13 protein-coding genes are annotated in these 18765 nt (G+C 30.3%); 2 read left to right on the top strand and 11 right to left on the bottom strand.

Annotated features, from left to right (window positions below; translation table 11 throughout):
• Positions 1-2: 2 nt before the first annotated feature.
• From GSH73_RS04870 to GSH73_RS04840, 7 genes are all read right to left on the bottom strand, one after another.
• The gene (locus GSH73_RS04870; protein WP_014759120.1) at positions 3-3686 is read right to left on the bottom strand and encodes a DUF6079 family protein; all 3684 of its coding nucleotides are present in this window, start codon (positions 3684-3686) and stop codon (positions 3-5) included.
• A 26-nt stretch (positions 3687-3712) separates the two neighbouring features.
• Positions 3713-4183, bottom strand: coding sequence for a BREX-3 system P-loop-containing protein BrxF (brxF, locus tag GSH73_RS04865; protein WP_014759121.1), 471 nt, complete (start codon positions 4181-4183; stop codon positions 3713-3715).
• A 175-nt stretch (positions 4184-4358) separates the two neighbouring features.
• A complete protein-coding gene (locus tag GSH73_RS04860; RefSeq protein ID WP_014759122.1) occupies positions 4359-4724 on the bottom strand; it encodes a hypothetical protein in 366 nt (121 codons plus the stop codon).
• 149 nt (positions 4725-4873) lie between these two features.
• Complete coding sequence (locus tag GSH73_RS04855) at positions 4874-8050, bottom strand: DEAD/DEAH box helicase (RefSeq protein WP_014759123.1); 3177 nt, start codon at positions 8048-8050, stop codon at positions 4874-4876.
• A 7-nt stretch (positions 8051-8057) separates the two neighbouring features.
• Positions 8058-9080: a sigma-70 family RNA polymerase sigma factor gene (locus tag GSH73_RS04850; protein WP_014759124.1), complete on the bottom strand. Its 1023-nt coding sequence runs from the start codon at positions 9078-9080 to the stop codon at positions 8058-8060.
• Positions 9081-9383: 303 nt separating this feature from the next.
• Positions 9384-10358, bottom strand: coding sequence for a hypothetical protein (locus tag GSH73_RS04845; RefSeq protein ID WP_014759125.1), 975 nt, complete (start codon positions 10356-10358; stop codon positions 9384-9386).
• Positions 10359-10432: 74 nt separating this feature from the next.
• Positions 10433-10999, bottom strand: coding sequence for a GNAT family N-acetyltransferase (locus tag GSH73_RS04840; RefSeq protein ID WP_014759126.1), 567 nt, complete (start codon positions 10997-10999; stop codon positions 10433-10435).
• 163 nt (positions 11000-11162) lie between these two features.
• On the opposite strand from GSH73_RS04840, the gene GSH73_RS04835 reads away from it, so the two are divergent.
• Positions 11163-12254, top strand: a complete 1092-nt coding sequence (locus GSH73_RS04835; protein WP_014759127.1) for a GerAB/ArcD/ProY family transporter — start codon at positions 11163-11165, stop codon at positions 12252-12254.
• A 46-nt stretch (positions 12255-12300) separates the two neighbouring features.
• Positions 12301-13143 carry an aldo/keto reductase gene (locus GSH73_RS04830; RefSeq protein ID WP_014759128.1) on the top strand — a complete coding sequence of 281 codons (843 nt, stop codon included), beginning with the start codon at positions 12301-12303 and terminating at the stop codon, positions 13141-13143.
• Positions 13144-13206: 63 nt separating this feature from the next.
• Here the strand turns inward: GSH73_RS04830 and GSH73_RS04825 are convergent, their stop codons facing one another.
• From GSH73_RS04825 to GSH73_RS04810, 4 genes are all read right to left on the bottom strand, one after another.
• The gene (locus tag GSH73_RS04825) at positions 13207-14502 is read right to left on the bottom strand and encodes an ADP-ribosylglycohydrolase family protein (protein ID WP_236640060.1); all 1296 of its coding nucleotides are present in this window, start codon (positions 14500-14502) and stop codon (positions 13207-13209) included.
• 157 nt (positions 14503-14659) lie between these two features.
• On the bottom strand, positions 14660-16288 hold the full coding sequence (locus tag GSH73_RS04820; RefSeq protein WP_014759130.1) for a glycoside hydrolase family 84 protein: 1629 nt from the start codon (positions 16286-16288) through the stop codon (positions 14660-14662).
• A 2-nt stretch (positions 16289-16290) separates the two neighbouring features.
• Complete coding sequence (locus GSH73_RS04815) at positions 16291-17826, bottom strand: DUF4127 family protein (RefSeq protein WP_014759131.1); 1536 nt, start codon at positions 17824-17826, stop codon at positions 16291-16293.
• Positions 17823-18743 (bottom strand): GNAT family N-acetyltransferase, encoded by a 921-nt coding sequence (locus GSH73_RS04810; RefSeq protein ID WP_014759132.1) that lies wholly within the window; start codon positions 18741-18743, stop codon positions 17823-17825. The genes GSH73_RS04815 and GSH73_RS04810 overlap by 4 nt, the downstream gene beginning before the upstream one ends.
• Positions 18744-18765 lie beyond the last annotated feature (22 nt).

Below are 18765 nucleotides of genomic sequence, written 5' to 3'. Positions count from 1 at the left end.
CATCATTTTATTATGATTCTTACTTTATCTTTTTCTTTGCCATTCACCTTATTTTCTATAAATTTCATAAAGTTATTTTTAAAATCGTCCAATGTCACAGGACCATTGCCTGTTATGTTAGCAATAAACTCTTTAGAATCTATTTCTACTTTATCAAGTCCTTTTAAAAGGTCTTTTATAGACGATAAAAATAAATTGTCTATTTTTTCTGGGAGCGATCTTCTTGCAATAAACTCATTAATACACTTCTGTTGATCATCATTTAAATAATTTATATTATCTTTTATTAAAGGATCTTCAATATTTTTAAGTAATTCTTCTTCCCAGTTTTTATAAATCTCATCAATTTTATTTTCTATCTCATCCAACTTTCCGTATACCAATAACTCATTTTTGTCGCCATACCTATACTTGCAGTATTTACATTGGACTTCTGTTTCTAAATCTTGTGGTGTCAAACTAAAGCATGAATTGATTTTACCAAGCTCTTCTTCTATTGCAGTCAATTCTGAACCACTAAGTATATCAATTGATTTTAGCTTTCTGAGATTATAAAGCTTGCTGCTATTTAGTATTTTCTTTTTATGCTCGTCTCCTTTGTAGTCTAGTCTGTGTTTTCTATGCTCATCAAAGTATATATCGATATACTCTTTTTTAATATTTATCAGCTCATTAATTACGTCGTTTTTAGCCGCATTCAGATCTACATTATCGATATTTTTAATCGTATCTTCTATTTTTTGCTTAACATCTTCCACTTTTTTAATCCAATCATTATTATCTACCAACACCAAACAAGCTTTAGATATGTATACTACGTAAGCATCAATGCTATTAACAAAATTCATTATTTTTTGAATTCTATTTATCAACTTCAATGCAGCAAATTCTCTCTCAATGTCTTCTTTAGAATACCTAAAATTTCTCAATTTCCCTGGCGTATTAAACCTCTTAAGAGTATTTAAAAATGATATAAAACCGTTCAATTCATCTTTGTATGACTTTTTCTCAGCATCATTAAATAACAGCTTATCCCAAATCGTCTTACCGCTTGTAACATACTGAATTACAGAATGCGCTTCATTAATTAATTCATCAAATTTTTTATTCATTTCTTTAATTGCTTCTACCTGCTTTTCTGGATTTGAAATAGTTCCTGTTGGCAGCCCAATAATCTCCATAAGTCTTTTTAATGTATTAATCGGAATCCCCTTTGGTCTATCGCAAAAAGAAAAGTTGACAATATCATTTGGAGCTAACTTTACTAAATCAGATAGCATAGTAGCATCGTATTTCTTATTGTTTACAGTAATTGCAATTTCTCCATTATACACTAAAGTGCAAAGTATGAGAGCTACCCATTCTCCGTCTAATCTAAACTTTCTATCAATTTCAACTTCATTTTCCAAAACAAAAATATCATCGTGGTTTAAGACTTTGCCTTCAGGCAAGCTATTCACTATATCCTGAAAATATTTTACATATCTTGAATTTTCAACTGTTATATTTCCATCATTGTCGATTAAGTCAAATGTCTGAAGTATTTTTGCTCCATGCTCAGACTTTTGCCCCGCAATGTAATTAAGCCCATATTTAAACATAGCTTCTCTATTATCTCTCGTTATAATAACTTTAAACTTTGGATAATCTGGATATTTATCAGCAAAGTAAAATGACAAACAAGATGAAGCAACAAAATCTATGTAATCTTTTATCGTCTCGTCTTCTCTTTTTGTACCCCTTGCCATGTCCAAAATTCTCTTTGTAACTCCATTATGTGAAACACTAAAACAATTTCCTATATTTGTCTTTATCCATTTAACTATTTCTTTCATAAAGCCATCAGCTTTGCTGCTATAAATAGCCTTGCCGTCATTTGCTGAACTATCATATAAAATCATTGATGCAGAATAAGACTTTAACAAACTTTCCAGCTTTTCATCGTAATTAGTAAATTCAAAAAACACTTCATCTTTTTTCCCATTTTCAATATATTTCCTATTATCTATTGAATATGGATTTAAAAAGTATATGTAAAAATCTCTCGGTGGTTGTGCTGTTGATCTCTCATCTGGAGACCCCATAAAGAGATACCCATCTCTCTCAATATTTTTATCAAGCCATTTTAAGCTGTATTCCCAGATTTTAAAATTTGGCACATATTCTTTCACGTTCCAATCAAGAACCTTTAGCAATATTTCAAAGTAATAGCGATTTAAAGTATCATCGTCTAGTTTTTCGGCCTTTTCTTGTATGATAACATCATAGTCTATTCCAACTCGCACCATATCAATGTAATACTGCTGATTATCTTGATTGTAGGATATAAACTGGCCATTTACAGTTCGTATTATGTCTTTCATTATTGTCTCTATTGTTGTCCTTAAGAAATCTTCTTCAAATTCTGGGATCCTTATAAATAAGCATAAATCATCTTTTATGTTATCAACTGTTATTCCAATTGGCGTTCGTATGTCGCCTGTAGCCAACCTATATACACTTAATGCGTTTATAATCTTTATTGCACTATCTTTGTATTGTGGCCTTGGAAAAGAGCGCAAAATTGCTCCTTCTATTATACTGCTTTTATCGATAACATCTTTTATATCTGGATTCGTCCTCATAGACATATTGTCTTTAATAAAATCCCAATACGCATCATAAGATATGATTCCCGGCATATCCTCTGCTACTTCTTCATCAATTATATTTTTTATAAGATTCGTGATCGTCTTTAAAACTTCTCTTTTTTCAGCTATATAAATTTTTTCAAATACTTCTATAAAAGCTGGATGAATAGGAAACAAGTCTACAAACTCATTCATTCTTTCAGCCATATTTTTATATAGACTTGAAAATTTTCCAAGATGGCTTCTGATATATGCCTTTTGTTTTTCATCCTTTTTTAAAATTCTCTCTGACACGACATATGATATATCTTCTCTTTTTATAATTATTTGCTCAAACCTATCTTTTACTTTTAATATCGTCCTTGCTACAAATTGAAAGCCGGGATTGTCAAACAATGATTCCTGCACGCCAGACATAAATCTAATTTTCGTTGATTTGCTTATTTCTCCAATTTCCCTTAAAAAGGCTAAGTCTTTAATAAGCTCTTGTTCTTTTCTTGTTTTTAAGAAGTCAAAAAGCTCATCAACTACAATAAGGTAGCCTTTGCCTGGATACTTCTCTTCAAATAGAGCCATCATTTCCATGAACGAGTCTTTGTTATTTGCTACTTTATTCATGGGCGGAAAATTGTACTCAATTCCCAGCTGATGAATATTTTCTTCAACTTTAGACAAAACTATATCCCTCAATGGCATGTCTGTAGAGCCAATATCAAATCTTAAAACTTTAAATTTTCCAGCTATCCTCCTCATGCCATCTTTAAACTTATCATTTGTTACAAATTTTAGTAATTTTTCATTTTCGGCAATTGATGATATAACAGACATTAAGTGGGACTTACCCGTGCCATAATTACCAACGATAAAAAGCCCCTTATTGTCAATTGTTTCATCAAATTGCAACTGTGAAATACATATATTAATAATATTTTCTGCCATATTATCAGACATCACATATGATTTAACAAGGGCAGCCGCTTTTTCTTCATCATCAGCATCTTTCAAATTAATTATTGTCTCAATTGGATCGTAATGTACAAGATCACCGTATCTCACATTGAATCCTCCCTTTAATTTAATTTCTATATGCAGTTGCTGCGTACCATTATGAAATCAAGATCATCATTTTTATATCTTCTATATTCTGGATGTGAAGGCTCTGCATACGTCAACACACCGTCTGTATAATCGCCTGTCCAGATTGCTATAATCTTTCTGTACCTACTCACACTTTTCAGTAGCCGCAATGGATCAACCTTTAAATGGGTTTCAAATAGCATCTCTATGCTATTTAATACAATCACATCCGTCTTATAGTCATTAAGTAATCTTGAAAAAAATTCATCAACATGTAGCCAGCGTTCAGATATAGGAACGCTAATCAACTTTTCTGATAATCTAAGATTTACATTCAAAACATCATATGCATACTTATTAGATATTTTCTCTACAACTTCTGCCTTATCATCTAATAGAGTCAAAACTAGTATCAATTTATGATATTCATTTTGCAAAATAGCCAATGCGTCTCTAATATTCTCACATAGTAACATAATCATCCCCTTTTCTACCTATAAGTTAATAATTCTACGTAAATCTGCAATTTCCTTCAATTATTTTAAAGTTTTTGATAAACTCTTTAAATTAAAACTCACATAAAAAGCAATGGACCTTAAATGTGAGCTTTATTTTGAGGCCTATTTAGACTCTATGATATTGTCGAAAGTTTTACTTGTAAATACATGACTTTGTACTGTCTTCTGGTTCTTTTTTATTTCCAATCAAAACCAGAATTCCTCCAACAAGTGAAAGCACCATAAAGATTGCAACTAATGTCCCACCTAATATAGCACCTAAAATTGAAGAGATGATTAATAGGATGCCTGCAGCTTTACTCTTTGCCCCAATAGCTATTGCTCCAAATATTACTACTAGGAATGAGAATACAACTCCACCCCAGCCAAGTCCTATTACTGTATTTGATCCTTCCGCTTGAAATGCTGATCCAGCTCCGCCTACAAGCAGTGTTGCTATAGCTGCAAATATGCTTATAACTCCTGCTATCAATGAAATAATACCGTCTGCTTTTTTCATATAGATCTCCCTTTCTTTATATGATTATAATAGAATCATTAAGTTGCCATTTATTTTATTTGCATATTAATCTTATCACAATGGCTTTCCATGTTGTGTCAGGAAATGCTTAAAATAAAAAATGTGGCAAAAATCTTAAGCCACACTAATCACATTATCTCTTTTGGTAATATACCCAAAAAGTAATCTTCTATAAGATCCCAAAATTCTTCGCTGCTGAAATTTCCATCAAAAAGATAAGTAAGCATTGCAACTGATATTTTATGCCTTTCCCCTATTATCTCTAATAGCTTATTTTTATACCTATAGGGTTTCTCTATTATTTCTTTCATCGTTTTAGTTTGATTTACATAAATATATATCTGGCTGTTTTTCCCACCCAATGCTTTAAATATCAATAAATCTAAAGATTCCATCAATCCTAAAATAAGCATCATTTCTTTTATATTACCATTCTCGATGTCGTCAACCAAATATATTTTCCCTTCATCAACATTGTTTATTATATAGTTAAATGTTCTATCAATCCATCTAAAGTACTCTGCAACACCGCTCATAAATCTGTATTCAATTTCTCCAGTCTTTAATGGTTTAACCGTATAAATTCTACTATGTATATTTTTATTGTAATCCCTTTGGAAAATAGACATAGAAGAAATAATAGATTCAACTATGCTTTTTGCTTTATATTCATTGTTGCCAATCTTTGTCATCAATAAGTCGACCAACCCGCCTTTACCATCTATCTTGTAATATTTTGATTCCCTTACAGAATTATATATAATATCTTTTACAGCATTTATATATTTGTTGTACATATTTAAATAATTACTATCTTTGAAATATATTTCGACACACAGTGCATGCCGCATTTCGTTCTTATGTTCAAAGTCTAGCTCATGATCCCTTGAATAAAGCATATATTTAAACTTTGGAAATGAATATTTCTCATAAAAATTTTCTTCCCATATCTTTTTTAAATTGACAGAGCAAATATCAGGATAATCGTATTCTTCATGCAATACATCACCATATTCTTCAATTATAGCCTTTTGTATTTTGGGATCTATCTTAAAATATCCTATTTCAAATAATGGTATAGGTCTAATATTAAAAGGTGAAAATGCAAATCTTCTTTCGAAATCTTTTTGTATTAATAGCATTGCAGTCTTTACTTTGTTTATTCCATCTTCCTCATCAAAAAATGGATTCTCAAATATATGCTGAAAAGACTCTGCATCTACCAGCATAGCATTTCTTCTTTTTGTCAATTTTTTATTGAAATTATTTTTTATATTTTGCAGATAAAGTTCATATACTTTTTTTATGACGTTAATTAGTTGATACTCTTTTACAGTTGATAAGCCGTGCAATTTATTTATATGCTTAAAATCATTTCTCATAAAATTGTAATATGCTTCTCCAATCATTTCAAGCTTTCGAGCAGCTCTACCTATTTCCTGCACATAATCGCATACATTGCCTGTTGGTGCAAAGTGGGCAATTATATCAATATCGTCAATGTCAATCCCCATGCCAAATGCTTTTGTTGCTAACATTACAGGAGTCTTATTCTCTTTAAATTTAGTATAATTCTCCCTTTTTTCGTATGGAGTGAGCCTGCCATGATATTTGGTAATGTATTTCCCTAGATTGTTAACTATACAGTACTCATAAAATCTATTTATCAGCGCTATCGTCGGAAAATATATAAGCATTTTTTGTCCCAGTGTCAATGATTTATTCATTTTCTCTATAAGTTTATCAAATTTATTTAATTCATACTCATCTTTTTGAGTAATTGTTACTTCAGATTTCTCTATATTTATTTTTATATCATTTCTTTTAACGTAGCCCAGGTAAGTAATAGGATCTAACATTTTAAGGCTTTGTATAGTCTCATCATACATATCTTCCATACCGCCATAAATAGCAGTTGCAGTAAATGTAGCTATTACAAAGTTTGGTTTGCCATTTTTGCGTTGATACTTTTTTATTCTATCTAAATGATCCCCCAAATACCAATAATCAGGTCTAAATTGCTTGCCCCACGTTGTAACTATGTGGGCTTCATCTATTACTAATAGACCTAACTGACGATCTCCTATTATCTGTTCTAAATCACTTTTGCTGAGAAGCGACTCAGGCGAAAGATACAATATATGGCACTTTTTATCGGCAATTTCATTCATAATTTCCTGCCTTTTTATAGGTGATATGTCTGAATTTATTGTCCTTGCATATTTGTAATTTTTCTTATCTAGATTATAAACTTGATCATTCATAAGACCTATCAGTGGTGAAATCACTATAGTAAAAAGTTCATATTTTTCTGCTAAATAGATAGCAGGAATCTGGAACATAGCAGATTTTCCTGAACCAGTAGGTGCAGTTACAAAAATGTCTCTATAATTTTCCCCTCTATAGCATTTTTCAACTTCTTCAACTATTCTTTCAATTATTTCACCTTGTGATACACTTTTTACGACTTTTTCTTTAATATATAATCTATCAATGTCATACATTTTAATTTTTCTAAATGCATCTTTCCCCCAATATTTTTTCAATATTTCATAGTATTCTTTTCTGACTGTTACCGGTCTTTCCCTATCTTTAACATACCCAATTTTAATATCTATGTCACTTTCATATATGTTTTTTAAAATCTGAAGCTTATCTAAATATGAATTATAAGCGTTGTGCCAGTCCCCCAATATATGTATATCTTTTACTTTTCCTTCTATGATGTCGTCTAAAAAAGTCACGTAGCTCTCTTCAGTATCCAACTTGTAGCATTTATCTAAAGACGTCACAACCTCCTTTTCAATTTTTGTATCAGCCTTTGTAAATACTGGATATTTTTCTTCTTTCTCATCAGAAATTATATTATTGTATACGACATAATATTTACCATTGATATATTTAAAATTACTATATATTGCTATATAATCTGATAAATTGCCGATTTCTTCATCTGATTCATTATCCTCATCAAAGTTAATCAGCAAAGATTTTTTTATATATTCCGGAATATCAACGTATAAAGGAAAGTAGTTTATGTATATATTATTTTCAAGAATTGTTATTTTTTTGAATTTATATATTATAAACGAATAGAGGATTAAATATTCCTCATAAGTAATTACTCGTCTTTCATTTATTAGATTGAAGTATTTTAGTTTATCATTTTTTAATATGTCATCAATGTCTATTGTGATGTTATTATCGTACAATTTTATACTAAATCCCTTTAAGACTATAATAGTTTCATCATCTTTTAAATAGCTTTGTATTATTTCGCTTATAAGATCTTTTAAGTTTATCAATTGTTTTTCACCTCAATATAAAATCTCTTAATTTCTTTGACCTAGAAGGATGTCTCAACTTTTTAATTGCTTTTTTCTCTATCTGCCTTATTCTCTCTCTTGTGATATTGTATTCTTTACCTATTTGCTCTAATGTCATTCCATCTCCACCATCTAATCCAAATCGCATTCTTATAACTTCTTTTTCCCTCTTTTTTAATGTATCTAATAAATTATTGATAGTTTCTTTCAATAATTTTGAATCAACATCTTCTTCTACTGTTGGATTTGTTTTGTCGACTATAAAATCAAGCAATTCAGTGTCATCATCTTCCATGTCTTGTCCAACATATCTGTTTAAAGAATCGACAGACAGCAAATTTTTTATAATAAACATAATTTCATTATATTTTTCTTCTTTTATATTATTTTCTATCAATATTTTCTTAATCTGCTCTTTTGACAACTCATAATGATTGCTCAATACTTTTAAAACTTTATTGATTGTATCAAAATAATGAGTAGGTAACCTTATGATAAATCCATAATCACAAATATTTCTTTTAATAGCTTGATCTATCCACCATACCGCATATGTTACAAATTTAACCTCTTTTTTTACATCGAAACGTTCAGCAGCTTTTATTAGACCTAAATAACCATACTGTACAAGGTCTTCTTCGTCAAGGCATAATTCATATTTTCTAAAATATTTATATGCACGACTCATTACAAGCTTTTTATTTCGGTTCGCAAGTGCTTCCAGAGCCCAACTATTGCCTTGCTGGTACAATATGCATAATTGTTCATTCGTTAGACACTCTATTTTTCCTGCAGGCACATTATCATGTCTGATTGAAGCATTATTTTTACTATAATCATTGCTGTCATCATAAATAATCTCGATATTTTCATCTATTAAAACATTTATAATCTCGTACTGCTGGTGCAAATCAAACATTGAAAACAATTTGTCAAAATCATCTTCGCTAATTGCATTGTTTTTATCTAAATAAGGTTTTATTCTATGTAAAATAAATTCCTTATTCATTTTAAAATCTCCTCAAATAATTTAAAACTAATTTAGGTCTTTATTATTAATTCGATATAAGTCATTTCTTTCCTGCATATCCATAAAATATTTTAATATTTAAGATGGTAATGGAATATCATTTTTTATTAAGTATAAAAATTAATACAAAATCATCTCTATAAAAATATTACAATATTTAAGGGCATAGTATTACCTAAAATAAATTTTATTCAAAAAAATATCAATTAACTTGTGAGTCAACTTTAAAGTTACTAACTCATAAGTTAGCAAATTGCACTTGCTCATAAGCCAAATAGTCTCTTACGTATACGACGGAAATACGTGGTCGTCACTAGCTCTACCTGTCAAAAGGTATCTCTCAAGCTCTTCTATGTTGTACTTTCTTTGGGGATATGAGTTAAAGTAGTTTCGTGGCACTTCATAATCACGTTTTGGCTGTTTTGTTGCTTCTATTTGTGAAAATAGTTCTTTTTCTTTAACGTAATTTTCCGCCACTTTCTCTAAAAATTTTGCTGGATATTTTATTTCTTTCCCTTTCATTCTAGAAAGACAGACCTTCATATCGTCGCCACTAAGATTGTATTTGCTTTTAATGGTATCTATCAAGGCGTTTGGTATTGCTGATTCGCTTTTCGCCTTGACTATTTTTGATGTACTCTGCCTCTCATCTTCAAATTTCTTTACGGTAGAAAAATCCTCATGATTGATAGATCGATCTATCATATTATTTTTTTCAATCGATCTATCTGATTGATATGATTTATATATAATACTACTCATAGTATATATGTCGTCACTTTTTGAAACTGGTGATTTTTCAATGGTTTCAGAAAATGACGATCCACCTTCGGGTTTACTAAATTGTGATGTGGTTTCGCTTTCTGAAGTGCCATCTATATTAAGTGATTTAAGCCAATTTTCGTATGTTAAATATTCGCAAGTCTCTTTATCATAGGCATACGTCAAATTTTTGTTACTTTCATTTTTTGAAATCATGTAATACTTTTTTATCCTGCCTAAGTCTGTGTTGTCAATAAAGCATACAATAAGCTTTTTGTCGATCAACTTCTTTATTGTTTCAGAAATCGCACCGGCTGATAAACCTGTGCCATTGTCCAGCCTCTTTTTAGCATCGTCAAGTTTGCCATTTTGAAATTCGTCTGTAGTAATATGTACAGGAAATTTATCAGCATACTTTAGCAGAAATAGCAAAAGCTTTATTTCACTTCCCGAAAGACTGTCTAAATTTTCGTATATGTAATCTATCCCTAACATCTATATCCTCTCCCTATATTTTATTTTCGGTTTCACTTATAATATAGGGGAAGTTTAAAAATCTTATATACGTTTTAAAAATTTTTTTCGCTTATAATTTTTTTGATATAAATTGATTCATATTCGTCTTCCAAAATGTCCATGATTATCTCGTCATACCTTTCACCTGCTATTCTTTTTGCTTCTCTTATCCTCCCTGCCTCTTTGAAGCCAACTTTTTTGTAGCAAGATATAGCCGGTTTATTGTAGGAGTAAACTCTTAAATAAATATTGTGCATATTGAGGATATTAAATCCAAAATCAAGTGCTAGTTTAAGTGCACCTTGGCCATAGCCTTTACCCCAAAATTCTTTGTTTCCAATAAATAATCCTACCTCGGCAACTCCATTTATGTAATCTATTTTAGGAAATCCGATATTGCCAATAAGCTGATCCGTCTTAATATCTACTATGGCAAAATTGTATTCTTTTGACAATGTTTCTATAGTTTCTTTTTCTCTTTCTTTAGTAACAATTTGTGATGCAAAAAGCATACCTGCAGCAACTTCCATGTCGTTTACCCATTCTGTGTACTTTTCGTAGTCATCTACATTCATCGGTGACAAATAACATTTTTCTCCTATTAATTTCTTGCAATACATGTATATCTCCCCCAGTCAAATATAATATTAATACAATTTTATTTTTTAAAACTCCATATGTCAAGAAATTTCAGTCACGCAAATATCTTTACAAATCTTCGAATAATTTCTAATTAACATTTAAAACTAATAATGTCAGTATTGAAATGTGGGGATGTTGTATATGAAAAGCGTCACAATTAAGGAACTTTTTTCTGCCATGTTTTTATTTGAAATAGGAAACACTATTTTATTTGCACATGGAATATCGGCAAAACAGGACTCATGGATAGCAGTTTTATTGGCAATGATTTCAGCACTACCGCTTTTGTATTTGTACATTTTTTTATACAACACATACAATATCAATCTAACTGAGATATTAAAAGTAAGCTTTGGAAAAATCATTGGAAGGATAATATCAATAATCTACATGTTTTACTTTTTTTATATGGCGGCCCGCGTCACGAGGGATTATCTAGAGCTAAGTACGAGCAGCATATTTCCTTTAGCACCTATTAAAATTATTGCCATTTTCTTGATGATTGTGACTGCATACTTTTTGCTGTTCGACATAAGTGTGACATTAAATGTAGCTAATATCCTATTGCCTTTTTTTCTTTCGTTAATATCAATCATTTTCATATTTGCTTTTACAATACCTGGTTATAGTTTTAGCAAAATCTTCCCAATATTTGAAGGTGGAATAATGCCAGTATTAAAAGCAGCATATCCACGTATACTTACTTTTCCTTTTGGAGAGATGTTTGTTTTTATGATGATATTTCCAGAAATAAAATGCAGCAAAGATTTATTCAAATACTCTTCTCTCGTTTATTTGATTACTGGAATTTTACTTGCATTCAATGATATAAACATAATATCTGCCATAGGCGTCAAAGAAGCATCAAGAGTAAATTTCCCATTTTACACTGTAACAAGACTTATCACATTAGGCTTTTTAAGAAGTTTGGATTCTTTATACATAGCCCTTATGATAATAGGCAATTTAATCAAGATAATCATTTTTGCCTTTGCCGGTTTGAAAGCTTGCCAATCTGTTTTTGATATAAAGGAATATAAATTTTTGATAATTCCCACTGCTACAATTGTCTATGCCTTATCAATTGTCACAGCGGAGTCGTATTTTATTCAAATACCTGTGGAGCTTCCTATAATGGCCCTTTATGTTCATGTTCCTTTATTAGTTATAGTACCGCTTATATTATTAATAGTGTATTTTCTAAAGAAGGTAATAAATTCATGCATAACTTGATTTTGCTATTTTTGTGTTATATTATATCCTTAAAGGAGTGATATAAATGATTAAACGAGTATTAGGAAATACTGGCGAAAAACTTTCAATCATAGGTTTTGGCGGGATACTGGTCATGAATATGGAGCAAAATAAAGCCAATGATTTAGTCGCATACGCTTATGACAAGGGAATAAACTACTATGATGTATCTCCCAGTTATGGTGATGCAGAAATTAAACTTGGAAATGCTTTGGTCGGCAAAAGAGATAAGGTATTTTTAGCTTGTAAAACTGACGGCCGTACAGAAGAAAGTGCTTTAAAAGAAATGACAGAGTCTTTCAAAAGATTAAAAACTGACTATTTTGATCTCTATCAATTGCATGAAATGAAGACAGAAGATGATTACAATAAAGCTATAAGCCCAGGCGGTGTGCTGGAGCTTTTAGACAAGGCTAAAAAAGATGGGAAAATAAGATATACTGGGTTTTCAGCACATTCTGTTGATATTGCATTGAAACTTTTAGATGCCTATGATTTTGATACAATATTGTTTCCTGTTAATTTTGTAAATTATTTTAATGGCAATTTTGGACCACAAGTTATTGAAAAGGCAAAATCAAAAAATATAGGCAGGCTTGCCATAAAGGCAATGGCATTTACAACGAAATCTCAAAATGATACATCGCACCCAAAAACTTGGTATACGCCAATTGAAGATAAAGAGGTAGCAAAACTGGCATTGAGATTTACATTATCACAGCCAATAACTGCTGCAATACCTCCTGGAGATGAATCGTATTTCCCATTGGCACTGGAAGTGGCAGAAAACTTTAAAGAGATCACAGAGGATGAAATAAATCATCTAAAAGAAATCGCTAAAGGTGTGACACCTATATTTCATGCATAAAGATGAAAACTCCAACCACTTCTTATGAGAAGAGGTGGTTGGATGGAAATTTTACAATTTAGATTAATCTTTCTTAATAAGGTTTAACGTCTCTTTTGCAAGATCTGAAACCTTAACTACATTATACTTGTAAACACCTGTCATTGCAGTATCGCATATAGGTTGTATAAACTTAGCAGGCAATTTTTTTGCACCAATCATAAGCCCTAAAATTGAACCTACTGTAGCGGCATTGCAGTCTGTATCTAATCCACTCATTACAGCTAAGCATATTGATTTTCCAAAATCTTTATTGCCATAAATTAATGATAAAGCAACTATACAAGCATTATTTATTGTATGCGTAGTATTATAATGACCATATTTCTCATATATTTTATTAAGACATTTTTCCCAATCAGGCTCAATTTTACTCCAATTAATCACATCCTGTATAGCTACTTTAAGTCGACTCTCTTTTGGAATTACAGAAAGTCCCGTATTAATAACATCTATAGGATTGTCAAATAGATATGCGGAAGCTAACATTGCAGATATAAACATTTCACCATAAATTCCATTTCTTGTATGAGATATAGAAGCATCACGATATCCATATTCTGCCGCTCTCCATGGATCTCCTGGATTTATATACCCCCAAAGATCCCCCCTAATCATCGCACCAATCCATTCTCTATATGGATTCCTATATATTGCAGATTTGGGTGGCATAATAAGTTGACATAAATTTGAATATGCAACTCGTTCAGCGGTACAAGTATGTAAAATAGGAAGATTATTTAACCATGCTTCAGCAACATCTTCAGAAGTAAAATTTTTTCCATATTTTTTTGCGATTTCAAGACATAACACTGTATAATTAATATCATCATCTTCTGGACTATGTCCTTCATTATAACTATACTTTTTTAAATTATTATCAAGCCTAAATTTTCTATAAATTTTATCATCCAAATTAAAATCTATGTATTCATTTAACGGCAACTTTCCAATCTCTATCAAAAAAGCCTTAATGTTATTTTTGCCCATAGTCATACTATATGACTCTAATGGCTGTCCTAACCAATTCCCTGCTATTCTTCCTAACCATGCACCATAGATTTTATCATATATAATCTCATCATCAATACAAATGTCCATTTTGGGAAATTCTGAAATATTGTTTTTTATCTCTTCTAATGTATTTGGTTCATTAAATGGGAAATCATCTTTTACTGGTAAATTATTCAATTCGTCAAGGAGCGCACCTGAATATTTTTCTCTATTTTCATATGGTTCATTCTCAATAGATTTTACTTTTTCATCATAATCTTTTATATCCTTTCCTTCTTCCTTGGCTTGAATTAATTCCAATTGCACTCTCTCCCAGTTTGTCAAATACCTTGTCTGCATACTACACACCCCTATATTCTTTTATAAATTTGTTAACTTTATCTCTATCAGGAATTGACACTTGCGCGCCTTCCCTTGTTATTGCTATTGCAGATGCATATGTTGCATAAATAATATTCGCCTATTATTTCTTCCGTCCTAATTTATCAATTATATTAACATAAAAATCATATACAATCTTATCCAAATATTTATTTTCAATTTTTCTGCTTTCATCTAACAATTCTTCCAAAACATCAATATTTTCTTTACCTTTTAATACGTTTATAGCTATTCTTCCTATTTTACCATCTATTTTTATCCTGTTGTACCACGGTCTAATATCTTGCAAAAATCTCTTATTGTCAACAAATTTCTCTAAATTATCCGGCAATTCATAAATTGATTCGAATATCTTACCAAGTTCTTCCAAAATGATATTATCTTTTGTTAGTTGATACTCTTTTATCAACTTACTTACGCGAGTCTCAAGAGGCCACATTGGAGGATTTTCAGCATTCTCACATAAAACTTTGACATGTTCCCAGCCCTCTCCACCTATCTCTTTATAAGCTTTTTCTAAAGCTATATACGAGTTATATGCTTCGGGATTCCACATATAATATGAATAAGTAATAAGTGATATCTTAGACGCTTCGGCTTGGTTCATTGGATTTGATAATATATACCTACAATTATGTTTATATAATTCACGGCTTCTATTTATTACAGCACCTAAATATAAATTATCTTTGGAATAGTCATTTACAGGATAATTATCCCATAATACAAGCTCATGTTTATATATGTTAGATATATAATCAGCATCAGAATTAGTAATTGTTGGCGCAGTTACACCTATTCCTGTCCAAAAAACTAATATATTTTTATCAAGTTTTTCCCTAAGATTTCTTCTGTAATCAGAATCTTCTTCCTGATGATACTCTGTCGGGCACATTATAAATTCAATATCATTGTATTTATCTTTTAGATAGGAAAAAACTTTATTGCACAAAAATGCATGTGCATTTCCTGGTATCAAAAATTCTTCAATGTCATCTTCATATTTTAATTTATAGTCTATATCATCTAATAACAAAGCAAATTTTCTCACGCCTTTATTTGCAATAATATCGTATTTTTCACATAAAAGCTTAAAATCATAATCATCTGTATACTTTATAGAGTTTCCAGGACTAACAGAAAACACAAAATCAACGTTTTTTTCATTGCACTTATTTATGAGAACATCCAACTTATTAAGTAAATCTAATGGATATGGCTCTCTCCATTTTTCTCTGTGATATGGATCATCTTTTGGCGCATAAAAATATGTATTCATTTTATGTCTTCTCAAAAATGATATCATATCAAGCCTATCCTCAAAGCTCCATGGCTCGCCATAAAATCCTTCTATTATTCCTCTCATTTTGAATGAAGGCCAATCGATTATTTCCACCTCAGGTACGATGACATAGTCGTCTTTCTTCTTGAATAGATTAAAGACAGTATCAATAGCATACTGGTATCCCCTATCGTCACCAAATTCAACTAAGATATCATCCTTTATTTTTATTCTATATCCTTCACTTGGTATTTTCTCATTTTTATATGTCTTTAGTTTTAAATCGCCATCCATTCTAACTATTTTTATAAATTCAGGTAAATCAAAATTATCAATTTTTTCTTCAACTGTGATATTTACCAATTTTTTATATATCTTTTTGCAACCAGTGAAAAATATTTCTTTAGGTTCTGGTACAATATCAATCATTTTCATCCTCCAATCTTTATCCCTACTTCAAACATCCTATTCCAAGGCATATAAACATCAAAATTGTAATGGAAATCATTTAAATTTTTTTCACTAAATTCATAAAGTTTCTTTTTAATAATATCAGATATTAATTTTCCTTTATCCTTTAGAGTAAAATAATTAAGGCCATAAGTGCCTAATAATTCTGTTACAGAAGATCTTACAAAATGTTGATAACCCCAATCTTCAAGATACCTAAGATATAAAAATTTTTCTGAAGCAATCAATTGGTCTTTTGAAAATATATTTTTCTTAAAATAATAAGATGAAATCATACTATGTGGTATAACTGTACCTAAGGTATTCGAAGATGTATTCCATCCGCCATAAGAAAGAAGTTTTTTTAGTAAATTGTACTTCTTAATTAATTGCATTAATTGATTATCCGAGCCATTTGGCATTGCAACATCCGCCACAGAGCATAGTTTACCTTTACTGATATAATAACTGAGGGCTTCTACAAATTCATTTAAATTTCTTTCTGGATCAATAATATCAATTTTGCTTAATATGGAATCCCAACTTTCAGATAGTCTTAACGTGAATTCTGATGGTGGATTAACCATCAAAATAAAATCAGCATCAGAGCTACTATCTATTATTACCCCTCCAGCCGAAATAATATGATATTTAACTGTCTCATTAAGACTTCTATCTTCATATCTCGGAATTAATGTAGAACCTATTTCAGATGAATATCTTATAAAAACTGTTGGTTTTCTATTCTTCAGTTCATTAAAAACCCTCGCGATTAGTGTGCACCCTACTTCATCTGCACCTGGATATGAATATACCCTATCTGTCAAATCTAGGTCACTTATATATTTCATAATCTTTCTACGCTCTCTTGCAGAAAACCCATACTTCGAACAATCATCCATTGGAATAATCAAAAAATCAATTATCCCCTCTTTTACAAGATCAACAACGTTCAAATTTATTATGTGATTTACACGCCTTCTGTTTAAAAAATCATTTAATACATCCATAGGAATTTGATTTTTAATTTTATTATATTCACTTATATCTTCATCCGTTGCAACATTAAGTTCTAATTTATCAGATATAACCCCATATTGAAATATTTTCTCACCATAATCCTCATAATAATCTGGTTCTTCGTCAGAACTATTATATGATGGTGATCTCATAATAAGATTAAATCCATAAACTCTTAAGTTTCTATTCATAGTTTTTAACTCTTTGATTAATTCAAGCCTCTTAATGCACTCATTATATGTTATTCTATGAAGTCTAGATGGAACAATTCCTCCATATAATAACATATCAACTGACACTACAAGATGACTTACATCGTTGATGTTATTGATTATCCAATATTTAAGTTTATCTACATCTGCTGCACTTTTTTTATTACCAAGTATGTCTAATGGAGGTTCAATCATTTCTATATCGCTTATATCCATTATCATTTTAGGATAAATATAATTGCAAGGCCTTTCATCAAGCGGAATATACATTACTTTTTTATTCATTTATTATCCCCCAGTTCTTTAAATCCACTCCTATAAAATTTATACGGCCTAAATCCAAATTGTCCATAAAACTCTTTAAGAATTGTCCAATCTATAACAACATTTCTCGTTCCCCTCATTTTCAATAGATTAAGCGATTCAAGTAATAATTTATTTCCTAGTTTTTTACCTCTATAATCTATATCAATGCCTATTGGCCCAAGCGATCCATTACCATCTGCATCCACATTTATCTTACAAAATCCTATAACACTTCTGTCGCACCACATTAATATTATATTTCGGAAATCGCCATCATTTTCGATATAATTATTGATTTCATGCTTCCATCTGCCAGGAAAATTCTTGTCAAAAAATTCATTAAGAGCATTAATTTCATTTAATCGAAATTCTTTTACTATATAACTGCTATCCATATTTATCTTAACATTAAGTTTACTAAAATCTAGTTTCGAAACATCCGCCATTAAATCATAATGTGGTTCATTTAACTGAAAGCCCAAATCTTTAAAAAATCGCTCTACTTCATGAGATGGTTCAGGAATTCCAGAAAAGAAATTATTTATATCACCACCAAGTAAGATTTTTCTAACTCCCAAATTTATCAGCTTTTTTTCTGAGAGTTTATAAAGTGACATTCCATAACCATGATACCTAAATTTTTCGTCAACTAGCAACATATTCAACCATGCACAATTTTCATACTCCTCAATTTTTCTATTATTTAATTTTACTATTATGAGCCCAACAACATTGTTGTCGATTTTTAAAATAAATGAACCATCATTATAAAAATCAACATCATCAAAGACATTTTTTATGAATCTGTTTCTATCTATATGATATTTTTTATCAAAATTATATTCCCATAATTTTATTATCCCATCAATATCTTGTTTTGTTATATTTTCGAACATAATATATTACCTCTCAAATTTG

This window comes from Thermoanaerobacterium aotearoense, assembly GCF_009905255.1.
Classification (GTDB): domain Bacteria; phylum Bacillota; class Thermoanaerobacteria; order Thermoanaerobacterales; family Thermoanaerobacteraceae; genus Thermoanaerobacterium; species Thermoanaerobacterium aotearoense.
Note: the sequence above shows the minus strand (reverse complement) of the source record. Positions and strands in the feature narration are given on the sequence as shown.

Excerpts from the sequence above, each read along its gene's own strand:
- brxF (WP_014759121.1), bottom strand. The coding sequence starts at position 4,183 with ATGTTACTATGTGAGAATATTAGAGACGCATTGGCTATTTTGCAAAAT.
- GSH73_RS04860 (WP_014759122.1), bottom strand. The coding sequence starts at position 4,724 with ATGAAAAAAGCAGACGGTATTATTTCATTGATAGCAGGAGTTATAAGC.
- GSH73_RS04850 (WP_014759124.1), bottom strand. The coding sequence starts at position 9,080 with ATGAATAAGGAATTTATTTTACATAGAATAAAACCTTATTTAGATAAA.
- GSH73_RS04845 (WP_014759125.1), bottom strand. The coding sequence starts at position 10,358 with ATGTTAGGGATAGATTACATATACGAAAATTTAGACAGTCTTTCGGGA.
- GSH73_RS04840 (WP_014759126.1), bottom strand. The coding sequence starts at position 10,999 with ATGTATTGCAAGAAATTAATAGGAGAAAAATGTTATTTGTCACCGATG.
- GSH73_RS04835 (WP_014759127.1), top strand. The coding sequence starts at position 11,163 with ATGAAAAGCGTCACAATTAAGGAACTTTTTTCTGCCATGTTTTTATTT.
- GSH73_RS04830 (WP_014759128.1), top strand. The coding sequence starts at position 12,301 with ATGATTAAACGAGTATTAGGAAATACTGGCGAAAAACTTTCAATCATA.
- GSH73_RS04820 (WP_014759130.1), bottom strand. The coding sequence starts at position 16,288 with ATGATTGATATTGTACCAGAACCTAAAGAAATATTTTTCACTGGTTGC.
- GSH73_RS04815 (WP_014759131.1), bottom strand. The coding sequence starts at position 17,826 with ATGAATAAAAAAGTAATGTATATTCCGCTTGATGAAAGGCCTTGCAAT.
- GSH73_RS04810 (WP_014759132.1), bottom strand. The coding sequence starts at position 18,743 with ATGTTCGAAAATATAACAAAACAAGATATTGATGGGATAATAAAATTA.